Source organism: Actinomyces procaprae (assembly GCF_004798665.1).
Lineage (GTDB): Bacteria > Actinomycetota > Actinomycetes > Actinomycetales > Actinomycetaceae > Actinomyces > Actinomyces procaprae.
In genome coordinates this window covers 818,916-835,149 of sequence record NZ_CP039292.1, presented here as the reverse complement: position 1 = coordinate 835,149, position 16,234 = coordinate 818,916, and the positions used below count along the sequence as shown (strand labels likewise).

General features: G+C 69.4%; 12 protein-coding genes. 6 read left to right on the top strand and 6 right to left on the bottom strand.

Going from position 1 to position 16,234, the window contains the following annotated elements; translation table 11 throughout:
* Positions 1 to 23: 23 nt before the first annotated feature.
* Positions 24 to 965: an ABC transporter permease gene (locus E4J16_RS03155; RefSeq protein ID WP_136193537.1), complete on the bottom strand. Its 942-nt coding sequence runs from the start codon at positions 963 to 965 to the stop codon at positions 24 to 26.
* 198 nt (positions 966 to 1,163) lie between these two features.
* Between E4J16_RS03155 and E4J16_RS03150 the strand changes: the two genes are divergently transcribed.
* A complete protein-coding gene (locus tag E4J16_RS03150; RefSeq protein ID WP_136193538.1) occupies positions 1,164 to 1,466 on the top strand; it encodes an exodeoxyribonuclease VII small subunit in 303 nt (100 codons plus the stop codon).
* 58 nt (positions 1,467 to 1,524) lie between these two features.
* Positions 1,525 to 2,484: a carbohydrate kinase family protein gene (locus E4J16_RS03145; RefSeq protein WP_136313241.1), complete on the top strand. Its 960-nt coding sequence runs from the start codon at positions 1,525 to 1,527 to the stop codon at positions 2,482 to 2,484.
* A 715-nt stretch (positions 2,485 to 3,199) separates the two neighbouring features.
* On the opposite strand, the gene E4J16_RS03140 is transcribed toward E4J16_RS03145, so the two are convergent.
* Both E4J16_RS03140 and E4J16_RS03135 read right to left on the bottom strand, forming a co-directional pair.
* On the bottom strand, positions 3,200 to 4,537 hold the full coding sequence (locus tag E4J16_RS03140; protein ID WP_136313240.1) for a PhoH family protein: 1,338 nt from the start codon (positions 4,535 to 4,537) through the stop codon (positions 3,200 to 3,202).
* A 207-nt stretch (positions 4,538 to 4,744) separates the two neighbouring features.
* Complete coding sequence (locus tag E4J16_RS03135) at positions 4,745 to 5,617, bottom strand: undecaprenyl diphosphate synthase family protein (protein ID WP_136313239.1); 873 nt, start codon at positions 5,615 to 5,617, stop codon at positions 4,745 to 4,747.
* A 183-nt stretch (positions 5,618 to 5,800) separates the two neighbouring features.
* Here E4J16_RS03135 and trhA point away from each other — a divergent pair, with 183 nt between their 5' ends.
* From trhA to msrA, 4 genes are all read left to right on the top strand, one after another.
* The gene (trhA, locus tag E4J16_RS03130) at positions 5,801 to 6,496 is read left to right on the top strand and encodes a PAQR family membrane homeostasis protein TrhA (RefSeq protein WP_136313238.1); all 696 of its coding nucleotides are present in this window, start codon (positions 5,801 to 5,803) and stop codon (positions 6,494 to 6,496) included.
* A 245-nt stretch (positions 6,497 to 6,741) separates the two neighbouring features.
* Positions 6,742 to 7,776 (top strand): PPK2 family polyphosphate kinase, encoded by a 1,035-nt coding sequence (locus E4J16_RS03125; RefSeq protein ID WP_136313237.1) that lies wholly within the window; start codon positions 6,742 to 6,744, stop codon positions 7,774 to 7,776.
* Positions 7,777 to 7,848: 72 nt separating this feature from the next.
* Positions 7,849 to 8,343: a GreA/GreB family elongation factor gene (locus tag E4J16_RS03120; RefSeq protein ID WP_136313236.1), complete on the top strand. Its 495-nt coding sequence runs from the start codon at positions 7,849 to 7,851 to the stop codon at positions 8,341 to 8,343.
* 203 nt (positions 8,344 to 8,546) lie between these two features.
* Positions 8,547 to 9,275: a peptide-methionine (S)-S-oxide reductase MsrA gene (gene msrA / locus E4J16_RS03115; RefSeq protein WP_136313235.1), complete on the top strand. Its 729-nt coding sequence runs from the start codon at positions 8,547 to 8,549 to the stop codon at positions 9,273 to 9,275.
* Positions 9,276 to 9,387: 112 nt separating this feature from the next.
* Here the strand turns inward: msrA and E4J16_RS03110 are convergent, their stop codons facing one another.
* Genes E4J16_RS03110 through E4J16_RS03100 form a run of 3 tightly spaced genes read right to left on the bottom strand, consistent with a single transcriptional unit; the run spans position 9,388 to position 16,231 of the window.
* The gene (locus E4J16_RS03110) at positions 9,388 to 12,153 is read right to left on the bottom strand and encodes a tetratricopeptide repeat protein (protein WP_136313234.1); all 2,766 of its coding nucleotides are present in this window, start codon (positions 12,151 to 12,153) and stop codon (positions 9,388 to 9,390) included.
* Positions 12,150 to 14,831: a tetratricopeptide repeat protein gene (locus E4J16_RS03105; RefSeq protein ID WP_136313233.1), complete on the bottom strand. Its 2,682-nt coding sequence runs from the start codon at positions 14,829 to 14,831 to the stop codon at positions 12,150 to 12,152. Before E4J16_RS03105 ends, E4J16_RS03110 begins: the two co-directional genes overlap by 4 nt.
* Positions 14,828 to 16,231 (bottom strand): esterase/lipase family protein, encoded by a 1,404-nt coding sequence (locus E4J16_RS03100; protein WP_136313232.1) that lies wholly within the window; start codon positions 16,229 to 16,231, stop codon positions 14,828 to 14,830. Before E4J16_RS03100 ends, E4J16_RS03105 begins: the two co-directional genes overlap by 4 nt.
* Positions 16,232 to 16,234: the final 3 nt, after the last annotated feature.

The window sequence follows — 16,234 nt, the reverse complement described above, 5'->3', positions numbered from 1 at the left end:
CCTCGGTTGGTTCGCGGGCGGGGTCAGAACAGGCTCGACTGACCCGCGCGCTTGGCGACCTGGTTGAACACCAGCAGCAGGATCATGTTGAGGACGGAGTTGAACAGGGAGATGGCGGCCGAGTAGGAGAACTGGGCGCTCTTGAGGCCCACGTCGTAGACGTAGGTCTGGATGATCTGCGAGGCACCCAGGTTCAGGTCGGTCTGCATGAGCAGCGCCTTCTCGAAGCCGAGGTTGAGCAGGTTGCCGACCGCCAGGATCAGCATGATGGACACGATTGGGCGGATGCCGGGCAGGTCGATGTGCCACAGGCGCTGCCAGCGATTAGCACCGTCGACCCGGGCGGCCTCGTGCAGGCTGGGGTCGATGCCCGCAAGCGCGGCGAGGTAGACGATCATGGAGAAGCCGGCGTTCTGCCAGATGTCGCTCAGGACGTAGATGGGCCTGAACCAGCCCTCCTCGTTCATGAAGTTGATCGGCTGCCCGCCGGTCAGGGTGATCAGGTTGTTGACCAGCCCGGAGCGGGGCGACAGCAGCACGAACAGCATGCCGACCACCACCACGGTGGAGATGAAGGCCGGGGAGAACAGCACCGTCTGGATGAAGGACTTCAGCCTGCGGGAGGCCAGCTGGTTGATCAGCAGCGCCAGGATGATCGGCACCGGGAAGCCGAAGACGAGCCCGAGGACGTTGATGGCGATGGTGTTGAAGAAGATCCGGGAGAACTGGAAGGAGTGCAGGAAGCGGGTGATGTGCTCCAGACCCACCCACTCGCTGCCCATGAAGCCGTCAATGGGGTTGTAGTTGCGGAAGGCGATCTGGACGCCGTACATGGGCCAGTACTTGAACAGCACCAGGTAGATCAGGGCCGGCGCCAGCAGCAGGTACAGCTGCCAGTGGCGGGCGACGCGGGCCCACAGGGACGTGCGGCGTCGCTTCGGGACGGCGGGAGCGGGACTAGACATCGTTGTCCTCCATATGGGTGGGGAGCGGGCGCCGTTCGCTTCAGACGGCGGGAAACTGGCGCCCTAAACGATTTGGCAGGCACATCTTGCACGTCCATCGCAACCGTGTCAAGACGTTTTTGCAACCGTCCTCGGCTCCGGCGCGGAGCTCTCCGCGAACCGGCGCGCATCCGCCGCGCGCATGCAACAATCGGATCCATGAGCGCGCCCTCCCCCGCTGAGCCGATCAGCCCCGCAGACGCCAACGCCGACGTCGCCTCCCTGCCCTATGAGCAGGCCCGCGAGCAACTGGTCGGCGTGGTCCAGCGTCTCGAGGCGGGCCAGGTTCCCCTGGAGGAGGCACTCAAGCTCTGGGAACGCGGCGAGGCCCTGGCAGCCCGTTGCCAGTCCTGGCTGGATGACGCGCGAGCCCGCCTGGCAGCCGTAGCCGACGCCGGCAATACCGGCGAGGCCGCCAACGGCACCGACGATCCGCGCAACGCCGCCTCCACCCCGTTCTGACCAGCCTGACCATCCAGTTCGCATCCGGCCCCGGCCGCCACCCATGAGGAGCCCAAACATGTCCGTACCCGGCCCCGCAGGCACCGCCCTCGTCATCGGCGAGGCGCTCGTCGACGTCGTGATTCACCCCGGCCAGCCCGCCCAAGACATCCCCGGAGGGTCACCGGCCAACGTCGCCCTGGGCCTCAGCCGCCTCGGTCGCGACGCCGAGCTCGACTGCTGGATCGGCACCGATGCGCGCGGGCAGGCCGTGCGCGAGCACCTGGAGGCCTCCGGGGTGCGGCTGACACCGGGCTCCCACGGCGCCGCGCGTACCTCGACCGCACAGGCGACGATCGGCGCCAACCGTGCCGCCACCTACGTGTTCGACCTGGACTGGAACCCGCCCTTCCCGCAGCGCGCGGAGGGCACCGCGGCTCCGCTGCTGGTGCACACCGGCTCGATCGCCGCGATCCTGGAACCGGGCGCCGCCACGGTAGAGCGTGTGCTCTCCGAGTTCCGGGCCACCTCCACGATCTGCTATGACCCCAACGCGCGCCCGCAGCTGATGGGCACGCCCGAGCAGGCCCGCACGCAGGTCGAGCGGCTGATCTCCCTGGCCGACCTGGTCAAGTGCTCCGACGAGGACATCGAGTGGTTCTACGGCGAGGACGCGGACATTGAGGAGGTGGCGCGGGGCTGGCTGAAGCTGGGCGCGGCCGTCGTGGTCGTCACCCGCGGCAAGCAGGGCTCGCTTGCCGTGACCGCCTCCGGCCTGCGCATGGAGGTGCCGGCAGACCCCACCGTGGTGGTTTCCGACACGGTCGGCGCGGGCGACTCCTTCATGGGCGGGCTCGAGGACGGCATCTGGGCGGAGGGCCTGGTGGGTGCCGACCAGCGCGAGGCGCTGCGCAACATCGACGCCGCCGCCCTGGAGCGCGTCCTGCGGCATGCGGCCGCCATCGCGGACATCACGGTCTCCCGCGCCGGCGCCAACCCGCCCACCCGCGCCGAGCTGGACGCCCGCCCCAGCGCCTGACCCCTTCACCGAGATCGGTAGAAGTTACGTACCGAGGTCGGTAGAAGTTACGTACCGAGGTCGGTAGAAGTTGCGTGCTCTTCCGGCTTGAGGGCGCGGCGGTGTTCGGGATGTGTGGCTGTTTGCGGCTCAGTCCACCGCCCCGCCCCGCACCCCACCGCTGGCGCCCGACACCACAAACGGTAGAGCACGATGCCCCAGATCGGCCCCAGCGGCCACCAACCGCCTTTGCGCCGAGCTCGGACACCCCACACCCGCCAGAGCTCAACCACACCCCGCACCTAAGGAGCCGGTCTCCGCCTCGCCTGCGTAGGGGATGCTGTGAGCGCACAGGCACGGGAGGGGTTTGAGTACGCCCCTTTGACGTCTACTACGCCGGTTTGGTGTCTACTGAGGGTTCCGGAGCCTTCAGCAAACGCCAAACCGGCGTACCCAACGACGAAGTGGCGTAACAGACGACCCCCGCCACGGGCACGAAGGCGTCACCGGCCTCGCCACCCGCGCCCTTCGGCTCGTTCGCGACCAGGGAGCGCCCGCCCCGGCCGACGGCGGTGCCAGACACGACTGCGCTAGGCCCGACGGCGCGGTACACACGCCCGGACCGCACCCCCAACTCCGTGCCTTCAAACCGGAAGAGGTGCAACAGGCCTCAGGGATCGGCGCCGACAACGACTAAGAACTTGGCAGACTGACAGGCAGAGCCGCGACTTCCCGCCTAGTACAGCGGCACTTCATCGAGCATGCGCGTGACCAGCTCGGCGATCTCGCTGCGCTCGGTGCGCACCAGGTCCACATGCGCAAACAGGTCCCGGTCCTTCAGCGACTCGACCACGCTGACCACGCCGTCCCAGCGCCCCACCCGCAGGTTGTCCCGCTGGGCGACGTCGTGGGTGAGCACCACCTTGGAGTTCTGGCCGATCCGGGACAGCACCGTCAGTAGCACGTTGCGCTCCAGCGACTGGGCCTCGTCCACGATCACGAAGGCATCGTGGAGGGAGCGGCCGCGTACGTGCGTCAGCGGCAGCACCTCCAGCTGGCCGGCGGCGACGATCCGCTCGATCCGGTCCGTGGGCACCACCGAGCTGAGGGTGTCGAACACCGCGTCCCCCCAGGGGGACATCTTCTCCGCAGAGTCGCCGGGCAGGAAGCCGAGGGTCTGCCCACCCACCGCGTACAGGGGCCGGAACACCATGACCTTGCGGTGCTCGCGCCGATTGACGACGGCGTCCAGTCCGGCGCTCAGCGCCAGGGCGGACTTGCCGGTGCCGGCGCGGCCGCCGAGCGAGACGATGCCGATGCTGGGGTTGAGCAGGTGGTCGATGGCGATGCGCTGCTCGGCGCTGCGCCCGCGCACACCGAATACCTCGCGTGAGGGATCAACCAGGTGCAGGGTCCCGCCGACCACGGTGGCCAGTGCCGACCCGCGTGGGGAGCTGATCACGACGCCGGTGTGAGTGGGCTGGGCTGCGACCTCATCGGCAGCCTCCTCGTCCGCAAGTCCCGCCAGGTCCAGGACGCCGTCGTCCCACAGGCGGGAGACCTCCTCCTCGGTGACGGACAAGGCGGTCATGCCGGAGTAGATGTCCTCGCTGGCGAGCTCGGCCCGGTACTCCTCGGCAGCCAGGCCCACGGCAGCGGCCTTGATGCGCATGGGCAGGTCCTTGGACACGACGACGACTTCGCCTCCCTCCTCGTCACTGCCCTGGCGGGTCCGGCGGGCGAGGGTCACGGCCACGGACAGTATGCGGGAGTCGTTGTCGCCCAGGCGCATGGCGGCGGGCAGCACGTGGTCGTCGGCGCCGTTGAGCTCCACCCGCACCGTGCCGCCGCGGTCACCGACGGGGATGGGCCGGTCGAGCCTTCCGTGCTGCTCGCGCAGGCCGTCGAGCAGGCGCAGCGCGGCGCGGGCGAAGTAGCCGAGCTCGGGGTGGTGCCGCTTGCCCTCCAGCTCGGTGATCACCACCACCGGCAGCACGACGGCGTGCTCGTCGAAGCGCAGTACGGCACGGGGGTCGGACAGGAGGACCGAGGTGTCCAGGACGTAGGTTCGCATGGTTGTCTCCGTCTGTGCGCGGCGGGTGGTGCGGGGGCCCACACCAGGCCCGCCTGTGATGCTGCTCACCATACCCGCAGTTGCCGTCGGGATGCTGGCCGACGACGGTGTGGTGACCACGCCTGCGTCGTCGGGCGGTCAAGTCCTCCCCGGCGCACCCGCCACAGGCGCGCCGGGGCGGCAGTCGCGCCTCCCGGAGGGCTCCGGCTACCTGCCCAGGCGTCGCTCGCGCTGACCGTAGTCGCGCAGCGCCCGCAGGAAGTCGATGCGGCGGAAGGCCGGCCAGTACACCTCGCAGAAGTAGTACTCGGAGTGAACCGACTGCCACAGCAGGAAGCCGGACAGGCGCTGCTCCCCTGAGGTGCGGATGACCAGCTCGGGGTCGGGCTGCCCCTTGGTGTACAGGTGCGCGGTGATGTCCTCCTCGGACAGGGAGCCCGCCACCTCCTCCAGCGTGGCGCCGGCGGCGGCGCGCTCCCGCAGCAGGTCGCGGACGGCGTCGGCAATCTCCTGGCGCCCGCCGTACCCGACGGCGACGTTCACCTGCATGCGCGAGTCACCCTCGCCACTGTCCGCCGCGTCCCGGGAGCCCGCGGATCCCGTCACAGCCGCCCGAGCCTTCCCGCCGCCGCCGCTTGCAGAAACGCCATCCCCGGCAGCGCCGTCGGCGCGAGCAGTTGAGGCGACGGCGGCGCGCAGCCGCTCGGCCACCGGCGCGGGCAGCAGGTCGACGGCCCCCACTAGGCGCAGCCGCCAGCGGCCGGTGGCGGCCAGCTCGTCGACGGCGTGGGCGATGATGTCCAGCAGTGGGGAGAGTTCCGCGGGGTCGCGGGTGAGGTTGTCGGTGCTCAGCAGCCACAGCGTGACCACCCCGACCCCGGCGTCCTCCGCCCAGCCGAGGAAGTCCTCGATCTTGTCGGCGCCGCGCTTGTGGCCCTGGGCGGTGCCTATGCCCATGGCCCGGGCCCAGCGGCGGTTGCCGTCGAGGATGACGCCGACGTGCTGGGGCACGCGCTCGGGCTTGACCTGAGCGGCGAGGCGGCGCTCGTAGAGGTTGTAGAGGAGGTTGTCGCCCGCCATAACTCGTCTCTTTCTGTGCGCGCCGGTTGCCCATGACGCCACCGCACCAGGGTCGGCGGGCGCGCCCAGGTCCGAGGGTAGCGCGCGAGTGAGCCGCAGCCCACCTTTCCAACAAACCTACGGCAGCGTAACCTACGGTAGCGTAAGTTGCAGTTGGGCCACCGCCCGTGAGGAGAACCGTCGATGCGTACCACCATCCAGTCGCGCGGTGCGGCCGCGATCAGCGCCGCCAACGAGCTCGCCCGCGTCGTCAAGCCCAAGCTGCGCGGGTGGATCCACGCCTGCACCGCGCCGCTGGCGCTGGCGGCGTGCATCGTGCTGACGGCACTGGCGCCGGGAGCGGGCCTGAAGTGGGCCTGCGCGGCCTACCTGGTCTGCTCGCTGCTGCTGTTCGCCAACTCGGGCGTCTACCACATCTCCAACGGTCATTTCCCCCGCGCGGTATCCACTGTCTTGCAGCGCTTCGACCACGCCAACATCTACCTGCTGATCGCCGGCACCTATACGCCGTTGTCGGTGGCGCTGCTCGACGCCGGCACCGCCCGAGTGGTGCTGGGGATCGTGTGGGGCGGGGCCGCGCTCGGCATCCTGACCACCCTGCTGTGGCCGACGGCGCCGCGCTGGCTGGGCACACTGTTCTACATCCTGCTCGGCTGGGTGGCACTGTGGTTCCTCCCCCAGTTCTGGATCACCGGCGGCCCGGCCATCGTGTGGCTGCTGGTGGCCGGCGGCGTCGTCTACACGGTCGGCGGCGTCATCTACGCCCGCAAGCGGCCCGACCCCTTCCCCCGCTGGTTCGGCTTTCACGAGATCTTCCACGCGTGCACGGTGGCCGCCTGGGCCTGCCAGTGCACGGCCTGCTACCTGGCTGTGCTGTGATGATGGAGTAGGAGCCGCACCCCTCCACCGGCCTCGCACGCCCCAGCCCGGCGAAGCCACCGCGGCGCGCACTCGCCTCATAGACACGCGATCCCGCCACGAACACGTGTTTTGGAGTTCTACACGCTCTAAACACCCGCAAAGCGCCGAAAACGCGTGTCTCAGAGGCGAAGTCGTGTGCGAGAGGCAGACCCGCGCACAGCTACGCTGTGATCCACGCGACCGGTACAGGACGGGGAACCGAGATGCCCAAGAAGAACGGCAAGAACGGCAGTTCCGCACACAACCACCATCGCCGGGGCCCGCTGCGCGATGTGAGCCGCTGGTCCCGCGACCCGCGCGAGGCCCTGCGCGTAGGGCCCTCCTTCGTCCTGGCGTCCTTCGAACACGCGGCCACCCCCGGATGGGAGGGAGGCGACGCGGAGGCGGCCACCTACGTGGAGGCGGCCACGCCGCTGCTGGCCTCGTTGCAGGAGCGCCTGTTCGCCGCCTCAAGGGAGGGCTCCCCCAAGCGCATCCTCGTGGTTGCCCAGGGCCTGGACACCTCCGGCAAGGGCGGGCTCGCACGCCACGTCATGGGCCTGGTAGATCCGCAGGGCGTGCAGTTGAAGGCCTTCAAGGCCCCCACCGAGGAGGAACTGGCGCACGACTTCCTGTGGCGGATCCGCAAGGCCGTTCCCGACCCCGGCATGATCGGCTTCTTCGACCGCTCCCACTACGAGGACATCCTCGTGCCCGGAGCCAGCGGCATGCTCGACGACGACGCCTTCACTGAGCGCGTGGAGCAGATCCGGGCCTTTGAGGAGGAGCTCATCGCGGCAGGCACCACGATCCTGAAGGTGGCGCTGATGATCTCGCACGAGCAGCAGGGGCTGCGTCTGCTGGAGCGCATCGACCGCCCGGACAAGCGCTGGAAGTACTCGCCGTCGGACCTGAGCACGCGCGCCAAGTGGTTCGACTACCAGGCGATCTACCAGCGGATGCTGCCGGCCACCTCCTTCGAGACGGCTCCGTGGTATGCGGTGCCTGCGGACTCCAAGTGGTACACGCGGCTGGTGGTCACCGAGCTGCTGCTGCACGCCCTGGCCGACCAGGAGGTCTCCTGGCCGCTGGCCGCGTTCGACGTCGAGGCGGAGCGGGAGCGTGTTCGTTCCACCCTCTCCCCCGGGGCGCTCGCCCGCTACGACGCCCGCAGCAAGGAGCGGCTGAGGCGGGCCAACGGCAAGGACGCCGTCGTCGATGCAGCGGCCGCCGAGGCACGATCCGGCGGGAGCGTATAGACTCGCCCTTTATATCCAGACAGCACCTGAGGATTTCTGAGGATTACTGCCGCCCGTTCGCAAGGAGGAACCATGGCCGACGAGACCACCGAACAGCAGGGCACCTGGCTCACCCAGGAGGCGTACGACCGACTCACCGAGGAGCTCGAGCGCCGCAAGAGCGTTGAGCGCAAGGCGATCGCCCAGCGCGTGGAGGCCGCGCGCCAGGAGGGCGACCTGCGCGAGAACGCCGGCTACCACGCGGCTCGCGAGGAGGCCTCGCTCAACGAGGCCCGCATTGTCACGCTCACCGAGATGCTGGAGCACGCGCAGGTCGGCGCCGCCCCCTTCGACGGCTCCGTCACCGCGGGGACGATCGTCACTGCGAAGGTGGCCGGCCGCGAGCAGACCTTCGCCCTGGGCGGGCAGGAGATCACCGAGGACGTCCCCGAGGGTGTCAAGGTCTTCTCCCCCGACGCTCCCCTGGGGCGTGCCCTCATGGGCCACCGCGCCGGCGACACGGTCAGCTACAACGCGCCCAACGGCAGGGAGATCACCGCGGAGATCGTCGACGTCAAGGCGCTCTGACTCGCCGCTGCGCATCGGTCTCGCGCCCCGTTCCCGGCCATCGCGGTGGGAGCGGGGCGCGCCCCTTCCCGGGAGGCGTCCCGCCCCAGTTCGCTCGTTACGCGGGTATCCGCCCTATTCCGTCGTTTTCCGCGCCTACGCTCCCGGCGTACACCCCTGGGACGTCCTGTGCTCGCCCAGTTCGCTCGAGTAGCTTCGCCTCCATGGCAGTATCCGCACAGTCAGGCACGACGACGCCCCGCCCGTCCCGCAATCCTCAGATTCCCGGCCGGGAGACCACCCTCCTGCCAAGCCCGGGCGAGCATGTAGTCCTGGGCACGCCGCTGGACGGACCGTGGCCCGAGGGCACTCAGGTCATTTATCTGGCGGGTGGCTGCTTCTGGGGCGTGGAGCGCTTCCTGTGGCGCCAGCCCGGCGTGGTGGCAACCGCCGTCGGCTACATGGGCGGCACCACCCCCAATGCCACCTACCGGGAGGTGTGCACCGGCGCCACCGGTCACGCCGAGACGGTGCGCGTGGCCTATGACCCGACCGTGTGCGGGCAGGGCGGTGAGAGCCTGCTGCGCACCTTCTGGGAGAACCACGACTCCACGCAGCTGAACCGGCACGGCAATGACGTCGGCACCCAGTACCGCTCGGCGGTGTGGACGACGACGTCGGCGCAGGCCAATGCAGCCCTGGCGATCCGCACCGCCTTCCAGGGGGAGCTGACCCGGCTGGGTCGCGGAACCTGCGTGACCACGATCGCCCCGGCCACGGAGCTGTACGACGAGTTCGGCGGGCCCTTCTACCTGGCGGAGGACTACCACCAGGGCTACCTGGAGAAGAACCCCGACGGCTACTGCAACCACGGCCCCAACGGGATCACCTGCCCGATCGGGATCGCGAACGTGCCCGCACAGACGGAGGTGCTGCCGCCCGAGGCGGTGTAGAAGTCGCCGTGCAGGCGCTCAAGTACGCCGCGTTTGGCGGGTTCGGGCCGCCCGGGCCCGCCATAACTACCGACCTCGGCACGTAAGATCTACCGATCTCGGCACGTAACATCTACCGATCTCGGTGAGTGGGGGCGGACAGGCGGGTGCGGAGTTCGGTCAGGCCCTCGGGGCACTCGGGGTCGAGCGCCGCATGTGCGAGGAGGTCGTCGATAAGGCGGCAGTCTACCGGGTCCCCCTGCCAGACGGGTTGCACACGCGTGAGGGCCTCGTCCACATCACCTGCCGCAGCCGCGGAAACCGCCAGGGCTACGCGCCCGTAGGTGCCCTCCGATAGCTCCGCGCGCACCTTCACCGCCGCCGCGAGTGCTCGCCAGTTGTGGGCCTCGAGCAGTTCTTGGAGGGCATCCTCCGCACCCTCGGAGCTGTCGTGGACCGCATAGGCGAGCTCCGGGTCGGCGAGCAAAGCGAGGTCCAGTACGGCGCGCATGCGCTGGGCCAGTGCTTCTGGGAGATTGTCATCCAGTACGGAAGTCACGGCGTCGCGCATCTGTGGATGGGACAGGTTCCGTTCCCAGGCAGGCTGGTCCCGAGGTGTTCCGTCCGCGGCGGAGAGCTGCTCGCGCAGGAAGCTGCTGCCGCTGCCGGACTGGTGGGCGCCCAGCCAGCGCTGGGCAAGCGAATCGGCACGTGCAACGAGTCGCAGCTGCTCGGCCACCGGCTCGATGCCCGTCTCCGCGATGTTCTCAACCATTTGCGCCAGCACCCCGATCGCAGGGATGTCCGCATACAGCTCGGCGACGGCAGCGTAGAAAGCCACGTCATCCGCTGTGGGATCGGGGCAGTTCCATTCCAGGAAGTCTGCGTGTTCGGAGATGTCCGAACACTTCAGCCATCCCTGTAGCAGTTCCATCCGTGGGTCCTGTGGGGGCAGCAATGCCCAGGCCGGAAGCGCCTCTGGGTGAATGTCCACCTCGGCAGTCCGGATTGCTTGTGCTACCTCGCGGCGGGCCGGGCCGAGTAGCGCCGGATCGTCCGAGTCGTCCGCCATTTGGGCCGCTTGGACCAGGTCTTCTGCCTTGCCGTGAGCGCGCCAGTTGGCACGGGCGAGCAGGAGGCGGGCGCGGGTGGAGGGGCTGAAGCTCTCGCTGTGCGCCGTGAACACCGAAAGCGCTTCCTCGTCGTTGCCGCCCTCCGCTAGAAGACTCGCCAGGACGTGAAGCGATATAACCAGTTCCGGGGTGAAGGCAGCCGGATCCTGCTTGGCCAGCACCCGGTACAGCCCCACCGCCTCACGGGCCGCCTCCAGAGCCTCACCCCGCTGCCCCACCTCAGACAGGAACTTAGCCAGGTTGTTCAACGACCCCGCCAGGCCCGAGGCATAGGCGGCCGGGTCCTGCTCAGCCAACCCCCGCCGCAGCCCCACCGCCTCACGGGCCACCTCCAACGCCTCATCGCGCTGGCTCGCCTCAGCCAAGCTGTTCGCCAGGTTGTTCAACGAGCTCGCCAGGTTCGGGGTGAAGGCGGCCGGGTCCTGCTCGGCCAGACCCCGGTACAGCCCCACCGCCTCACGGGCCACCTCCAACGCCTCATCGCGCTGGCTCGCCTCAGCCAAGCTGGCCGTCAGGTTGTTCAACGACCCCGCCAGGCCCGAGGCATAGGCGGCCGGGTTCTGCTCGGCCAGACCCCGGTACAGCCCCACCGCCTCACGGGCCGCCTCCAGCGCCTCATCGCGCCGACCTACCTCAGACAAGCTGGCCGTCAGGCTGTTCAACGACATCGCCAGGTCCGGGGTGAAGGCAGCCGGGTCCTGCTCGGCCAGCACCCGCCGCAGCCCCACCGCCTCACGAGCCGCCTCCAGCGCCTCACCCCGCAGGCCCACCGCAGACAAGCTGGCCGTCAGGTTGTTCAACGACCCCGCCAGGCCCGAGGCATAGGCGGCCGGGTTCTGCTCGGCCAGACCCCGGTACAGCCCCACCGCCTCACGGACCGCCTCCAGCGCCTCATCGCGCCGACCTACCTCGGACAAGCTGATCGCCAGGTTGTTCAGCGACATTGCCAGGTCCGGGGTGAAGGCGGCCGGGTTCTGCTCGGCCAGACCCCGGTACAGGTCCACCGCCTCACGGGCCGCCTCCAGCGCCTCATCGCGCCGGCCTACCTCAGACAATCTGTTCGCCAGGTTTCCCAACGATGTCGCGAGGTCCGGGGTGAAGGCAGCCGGGTTCTGCTCGGCCAGCACCCGCCGCAGCCCCACCGCCTCACGGGCCGCCTCCAGCGCCTCATCGCGCCGACCTACCTCAGACAAGCTGATCGCCAGGTTGTTCAACGACATCGCCAGGTCCGGGGTGAAGGCGGCCGGGTTCTGCTCGGCCAGCACCCGCCGCAGCCCCACCGCCTCACGGGCCGCCTCCAGCGCCTCACCCCGCAGGCCCACCGCAGACAAGCTGGCCGTCAGGTTGTTCAACGACCCCGCCAGGCCCGAGGCATAGGCGGCCGGGTTCTGCTCGGCCAGACCCCGGTACAGCCCCACCGCCTCACGAGCCACCACCAACGCCTCACCCCGCAGGCCCACCGCAGACAACCTGGCCGCCAGGTTGCTCAACGACCCCGCCAGGCCCGGAGTAAAGGCGGCCGGATCCTGCTCGGCCAGACCCCGCCTCAACCCCACCGCCTCACGAGCCACCACCAACGCCTCACCCCGCAGGCCCACCTCAGACAACCTGGCCGCCAGGTTGCTCAACGACCCCGCCAGGCCCGGAGTAAAGGCGGCCGGGTTCTGCTCGGCCAGACCCCGGTACAGGTCCACCGCCTCACGGGCCGCCTCCAGCGCCTCACCCCGCCGGCCCACCTCAGACAACCTGGCCGCCAGGTTGCTCAACGACCCCGCCAGGCCCGGAGTAAAGGCGGCGGGTTCTGCTCGGCCAGACCCCGGTACAGGTCCACCGCCTCACGGGCCGCCTCCAGCGCCTCACCCCGCCGGCCCACCTCAGACAGCATGATCGCCAGGTTTCCCAACGATGTCGCGAGGTCCGGGGTGAAGACGGCCGGGTTCTGCTCGGCCAGACCCCGGTACAGCCCCACCGCCTCACGGGCCACCTCCAACGCCTCACCCCGCCGGCCCACCTCAGACAGCATGTTCGCCAGGTTGCTCAACGACCCCGCCAGGCCCGAGGCATAGGCGGCCGGGTTCTGCTCAGCCAACCCCCGGTACAGCCCCACCGCCTCACGGGCCGCCTCCAGCGCCTCACCCCGCCGGCCCACCTCAGACAGCATGTTCGCCAGGTTGTTCAACGACATCGCCAGGTCCGGGGTGAAGGCAGCCGGGTCCTGCTCGGCCAGCACCCGCCGCAGCCCCACCGCCTCACGAGCCGCCCCCAGAGCCTCACCCCGCCGACCCACCTCAGACAATCTGTTCGCCAGGTTGTTGAGTAGTGCGGCCCGGCGCGCCGGTTCTTGGCCCCCGGCCTCCAGCAAGCGGCGCGCCGCTGTCACCGCCAGGCCTCGGAGCCAACTATGCCCGAGGGGGATTGCGGCATCAATCTCAGCGAAGGGCAGTTCGTAGCCGGACTTGGCGAGCTCATCAAGCGCACTTGCGAAGGGACCTCCCTGTGTGAGTGCAACGTCCAGCGCTTCACGCCATAGCTGTGAGCGCGTGTGAAGGGCAGCGCTCGCAAGGCTTTGTGCCACCGCTTGGTCAGCGCCGGCCGCGCGTGTTAGAACCACGCAGGCGTTGACCGCCTGCCGCAGGCGCTCATCGCTCTCCAGGTCAGCGGGCAGAATGTGCTCAAGCAGTCCCGGGTCCTCGCCAAATTCCGAGCAGATCAGGTGATCCGCCACCGGGTCGGGCTGCAAATACACCCCCTCACCAGCAGTTGCCGGCCGCAGCAGCGCCGTGGTCAGCAACTCCGCAAAGCGGCTCCGCTCCCGCGGAGCACCGGCCCACTCGGGCAGGCGAGACAGCACCTCATCAACCCCGGTTTCTCCTCGCGGAGCCAGCAGGCTCACGGTCGCCGCCGCCCGCCGCAGCTGCACAGCACTGACCTCGCCCAGGGCCGGGAACTGCTTCCAGCGCGCAAACTCCACATCCAGAACGCGGTCAAACAGCGCCTCTCGCCCCACTGAGCTATCAGGCACCTCCGCTTCGCCGACCTGCCCGACCACGGCCAACCAGGCCCGCAGCACCACCTCCAGCGCCGTCGTCCCCGGCTCCGCAGGCGCCTCCAGCTTCTGGGGCGCAGGCAGGCCCAGCCGCTGAGAGAACCTGCGCACCGCCTTGCGGAACAGCAGTGGGGAGTCGGGGTGCCGCCCCAGGCCGGCGATCATCAGCGTCCGCCCCAGGCGGATGCCGTCCTGCACCAGTTCCTCCTGGAACTGCTGCCACCACACATCCGTGCCCCGCGCGGTGAGCACAATGCGCGTGGGCGACCTCCGCTCCCGCAGGCGCCGCAGCAGGGTGGCCAGCTGCTCCTTCCGGGCCTCCTCGGCGTAGTCCACCACGATCAGCAGCTCCGTGGTCAGCTCCGCCAAGACCTCCAGGTCCGCCTCGGTGAGCTCGCTGGTACTGGGCACAAAGCCCGTGCACCAGCCGATGGCCGAGAGACTGTGGCACAGCTGCGCGGCCAGACGCGTCTTCCCCGTACCGCCCGCGCCCGCCACCACGGCAATGGCGAGGTCCGGCGCCGTCCTCGCCCCCGCGGAGCCAGCAGAGGCGCTTCCCGCCTCCGCCGTGCTGAGCGCCCACTCGCGCAGCTGGGCCAGCTCCGGCCGCGGGCAGAAGGGGACCACGTTGTACCGGCTCCGAATCAGCTGCAGGGCGGTGAAGTCCTGCGGCAGCTCCGTATACGCCTGCGCCAGCACCTCCCCCGCCCGCACCACCGGGGGCAAGGAGTCGTCCGCACGTCGTTGCGCGCACAGTCCCCCAACATCAACGCAGACCTCCCACTGCCAGTCGCGCACATACTCCGCCCCGCGGTCGAGGGCACTCTCCCAGTCGCCGACCGAGCCGCCCACGGTACTCGCCTGCTGCACATCAACAGCCAGCCATGTGGCCAGGGCATCACCCGGATGTGCCGCGAGCAGCTGCACCACGGGCGCACCATCGACAGTCAGCACCTCGCTGCTGAAGCCAGCCTCAAGTACCGGCTCGCAGCCCCTGGACCAGTTCCGCTCCAGCGGCACTAGCACCAGTGCGTGCCGCCGCCCCTCCTTGCGAATTGTCAGGATCAGCGGGTAGACCCCGGCGTCCAGCGCCGCGCTGCAAAAGGCCGCGCACATATCCAGGCAGGTCGCCTGGTGCAGTGACACCACCTCATCTAGCGGGCGCAGCAACTGCGTGCCGGGCCCGGAATCGGCGGGCTCATGCACGTAGCTGATGCCCAACTCGACGAAGCCCTCGAAGACTCGACGCGCCAGGGCCCCAACCCCAACGCCCCCGCCCGGCCCCGGAAATCGGCGTGCATCCTCGGCACGCAGCAGGCGCTGCAGCCAGCCCGCGTGCACCACCTGCGCCAAGGCGGTCGGTTCGGCCTGGGAGTCCCAGCGCAGAGGTTCCCTCATGACACGGCTCCAATCCTCATTCGGGTAGTAATACGGTCCACGCCGGGCACACCGGTCGCGGTGATCCTGAGTTCATGCAGTCCTTCAGACAGCGGCGGCAACTCCGCAGCCCAGGAGTCTCCGTCAGCCGCGGCACGCAAGCCGACCCTGGCGACCCTGCCAGCCACCTCGCCGGCCGGCAGCGGCTCGCCATCGGCACTCACCACACTGATGCGCAGCGGCACCGGCCGCTCCGCCAGCACCACCTCATCCAGGTCCAGGCGCAGATAAGGGGCGGCTTCTGCTTCGCTTCCGCCACGGGCCGCCGCGGGTAGGGGCGCGAGCCCGTAGTCGCGCACATGTTGCACGACGGCCACCTCATCCACCAGTTCTCCGTGCCGCCGCGCGAGTCGGCGCCACGCCCGCGGCTCCTGCTCGGCAAGCCGCGAAATCGCCGAGAACCTGGGAACCGTGCCATCCCCCGCCTCCCAGCCTCGGGGCACCCAGTCGGGGTCAGTCTTGTTGACCGCGAGCCGGTCCCCGTCCAGCAGGGCCATCGACGACGTGGTGTGCCCCTGCGAGTAGTAGTGCGTGAACGGATGCCCGCCATTTCGCTCCGCACGCGCGACCATTGCCTTGTGCAGACTCTGATTGGTCTCATACGCCCGCCGGGCACGCTCCGCGAATCCCGGCACCGCCGCCATCAGCTCCGTTGGCAGCTGGAAAGGGTAGAGACCGTCATGGTTCTTCTCCCTGTTCCCCCCGCTGTTCCTCTCGCTGTTCCCCTCGATCACCTGCGCATGCGGCAGCAGATCGAACACCGAGTCCCAGCCCCGCAGCACCGTGCTGATCTCCGGCAGGCCGAGTCCGCCCACATGCACGCCATTGACGAGGAAGTCGAGCGCCTTGGTGGCCCCGCGGAACGGGGTGCCCAGGGTGATGATCTCCTTGACGTCCACGCCGTCGCTCAGATGCGCCCACCAACAGGCGGCCACCAGACCGCCCATGGAGTGTCCCACCATTACCACTGGGCGCCCGTAAAGCCACTTCCGCAGCTCCTGGTCCAGCGCCTGCGCACAGGCGCCCACCGACTGCCGGAAGTCATACGGGAAGGCCAGTAGGGAGACGAGTGGGTTCGGCTGGTCCCGCCCCGCGGTTGCGACGACCTCGGGGCGCAGCTGAAGTGCGCCAATCAGCTCGCGCATCAATCCGTCGTATCCGGTAATCAGCTGCTTCCAGGCCAGGCCATAACTACCAATCAGGCCTGTGGCGCGCAAGGGACGTGAGGCATCCAAAGCCGCGGGGGCAAGTATCCGGGTCAGCAGTGCTCGCGTGTTGATGGAGTAGACGGAACGACCGTCGTCGTCGGCGAGCTCACTGCCACCGATCCCGGGAAGCACCACCACCAGCGGCATCACCATTAC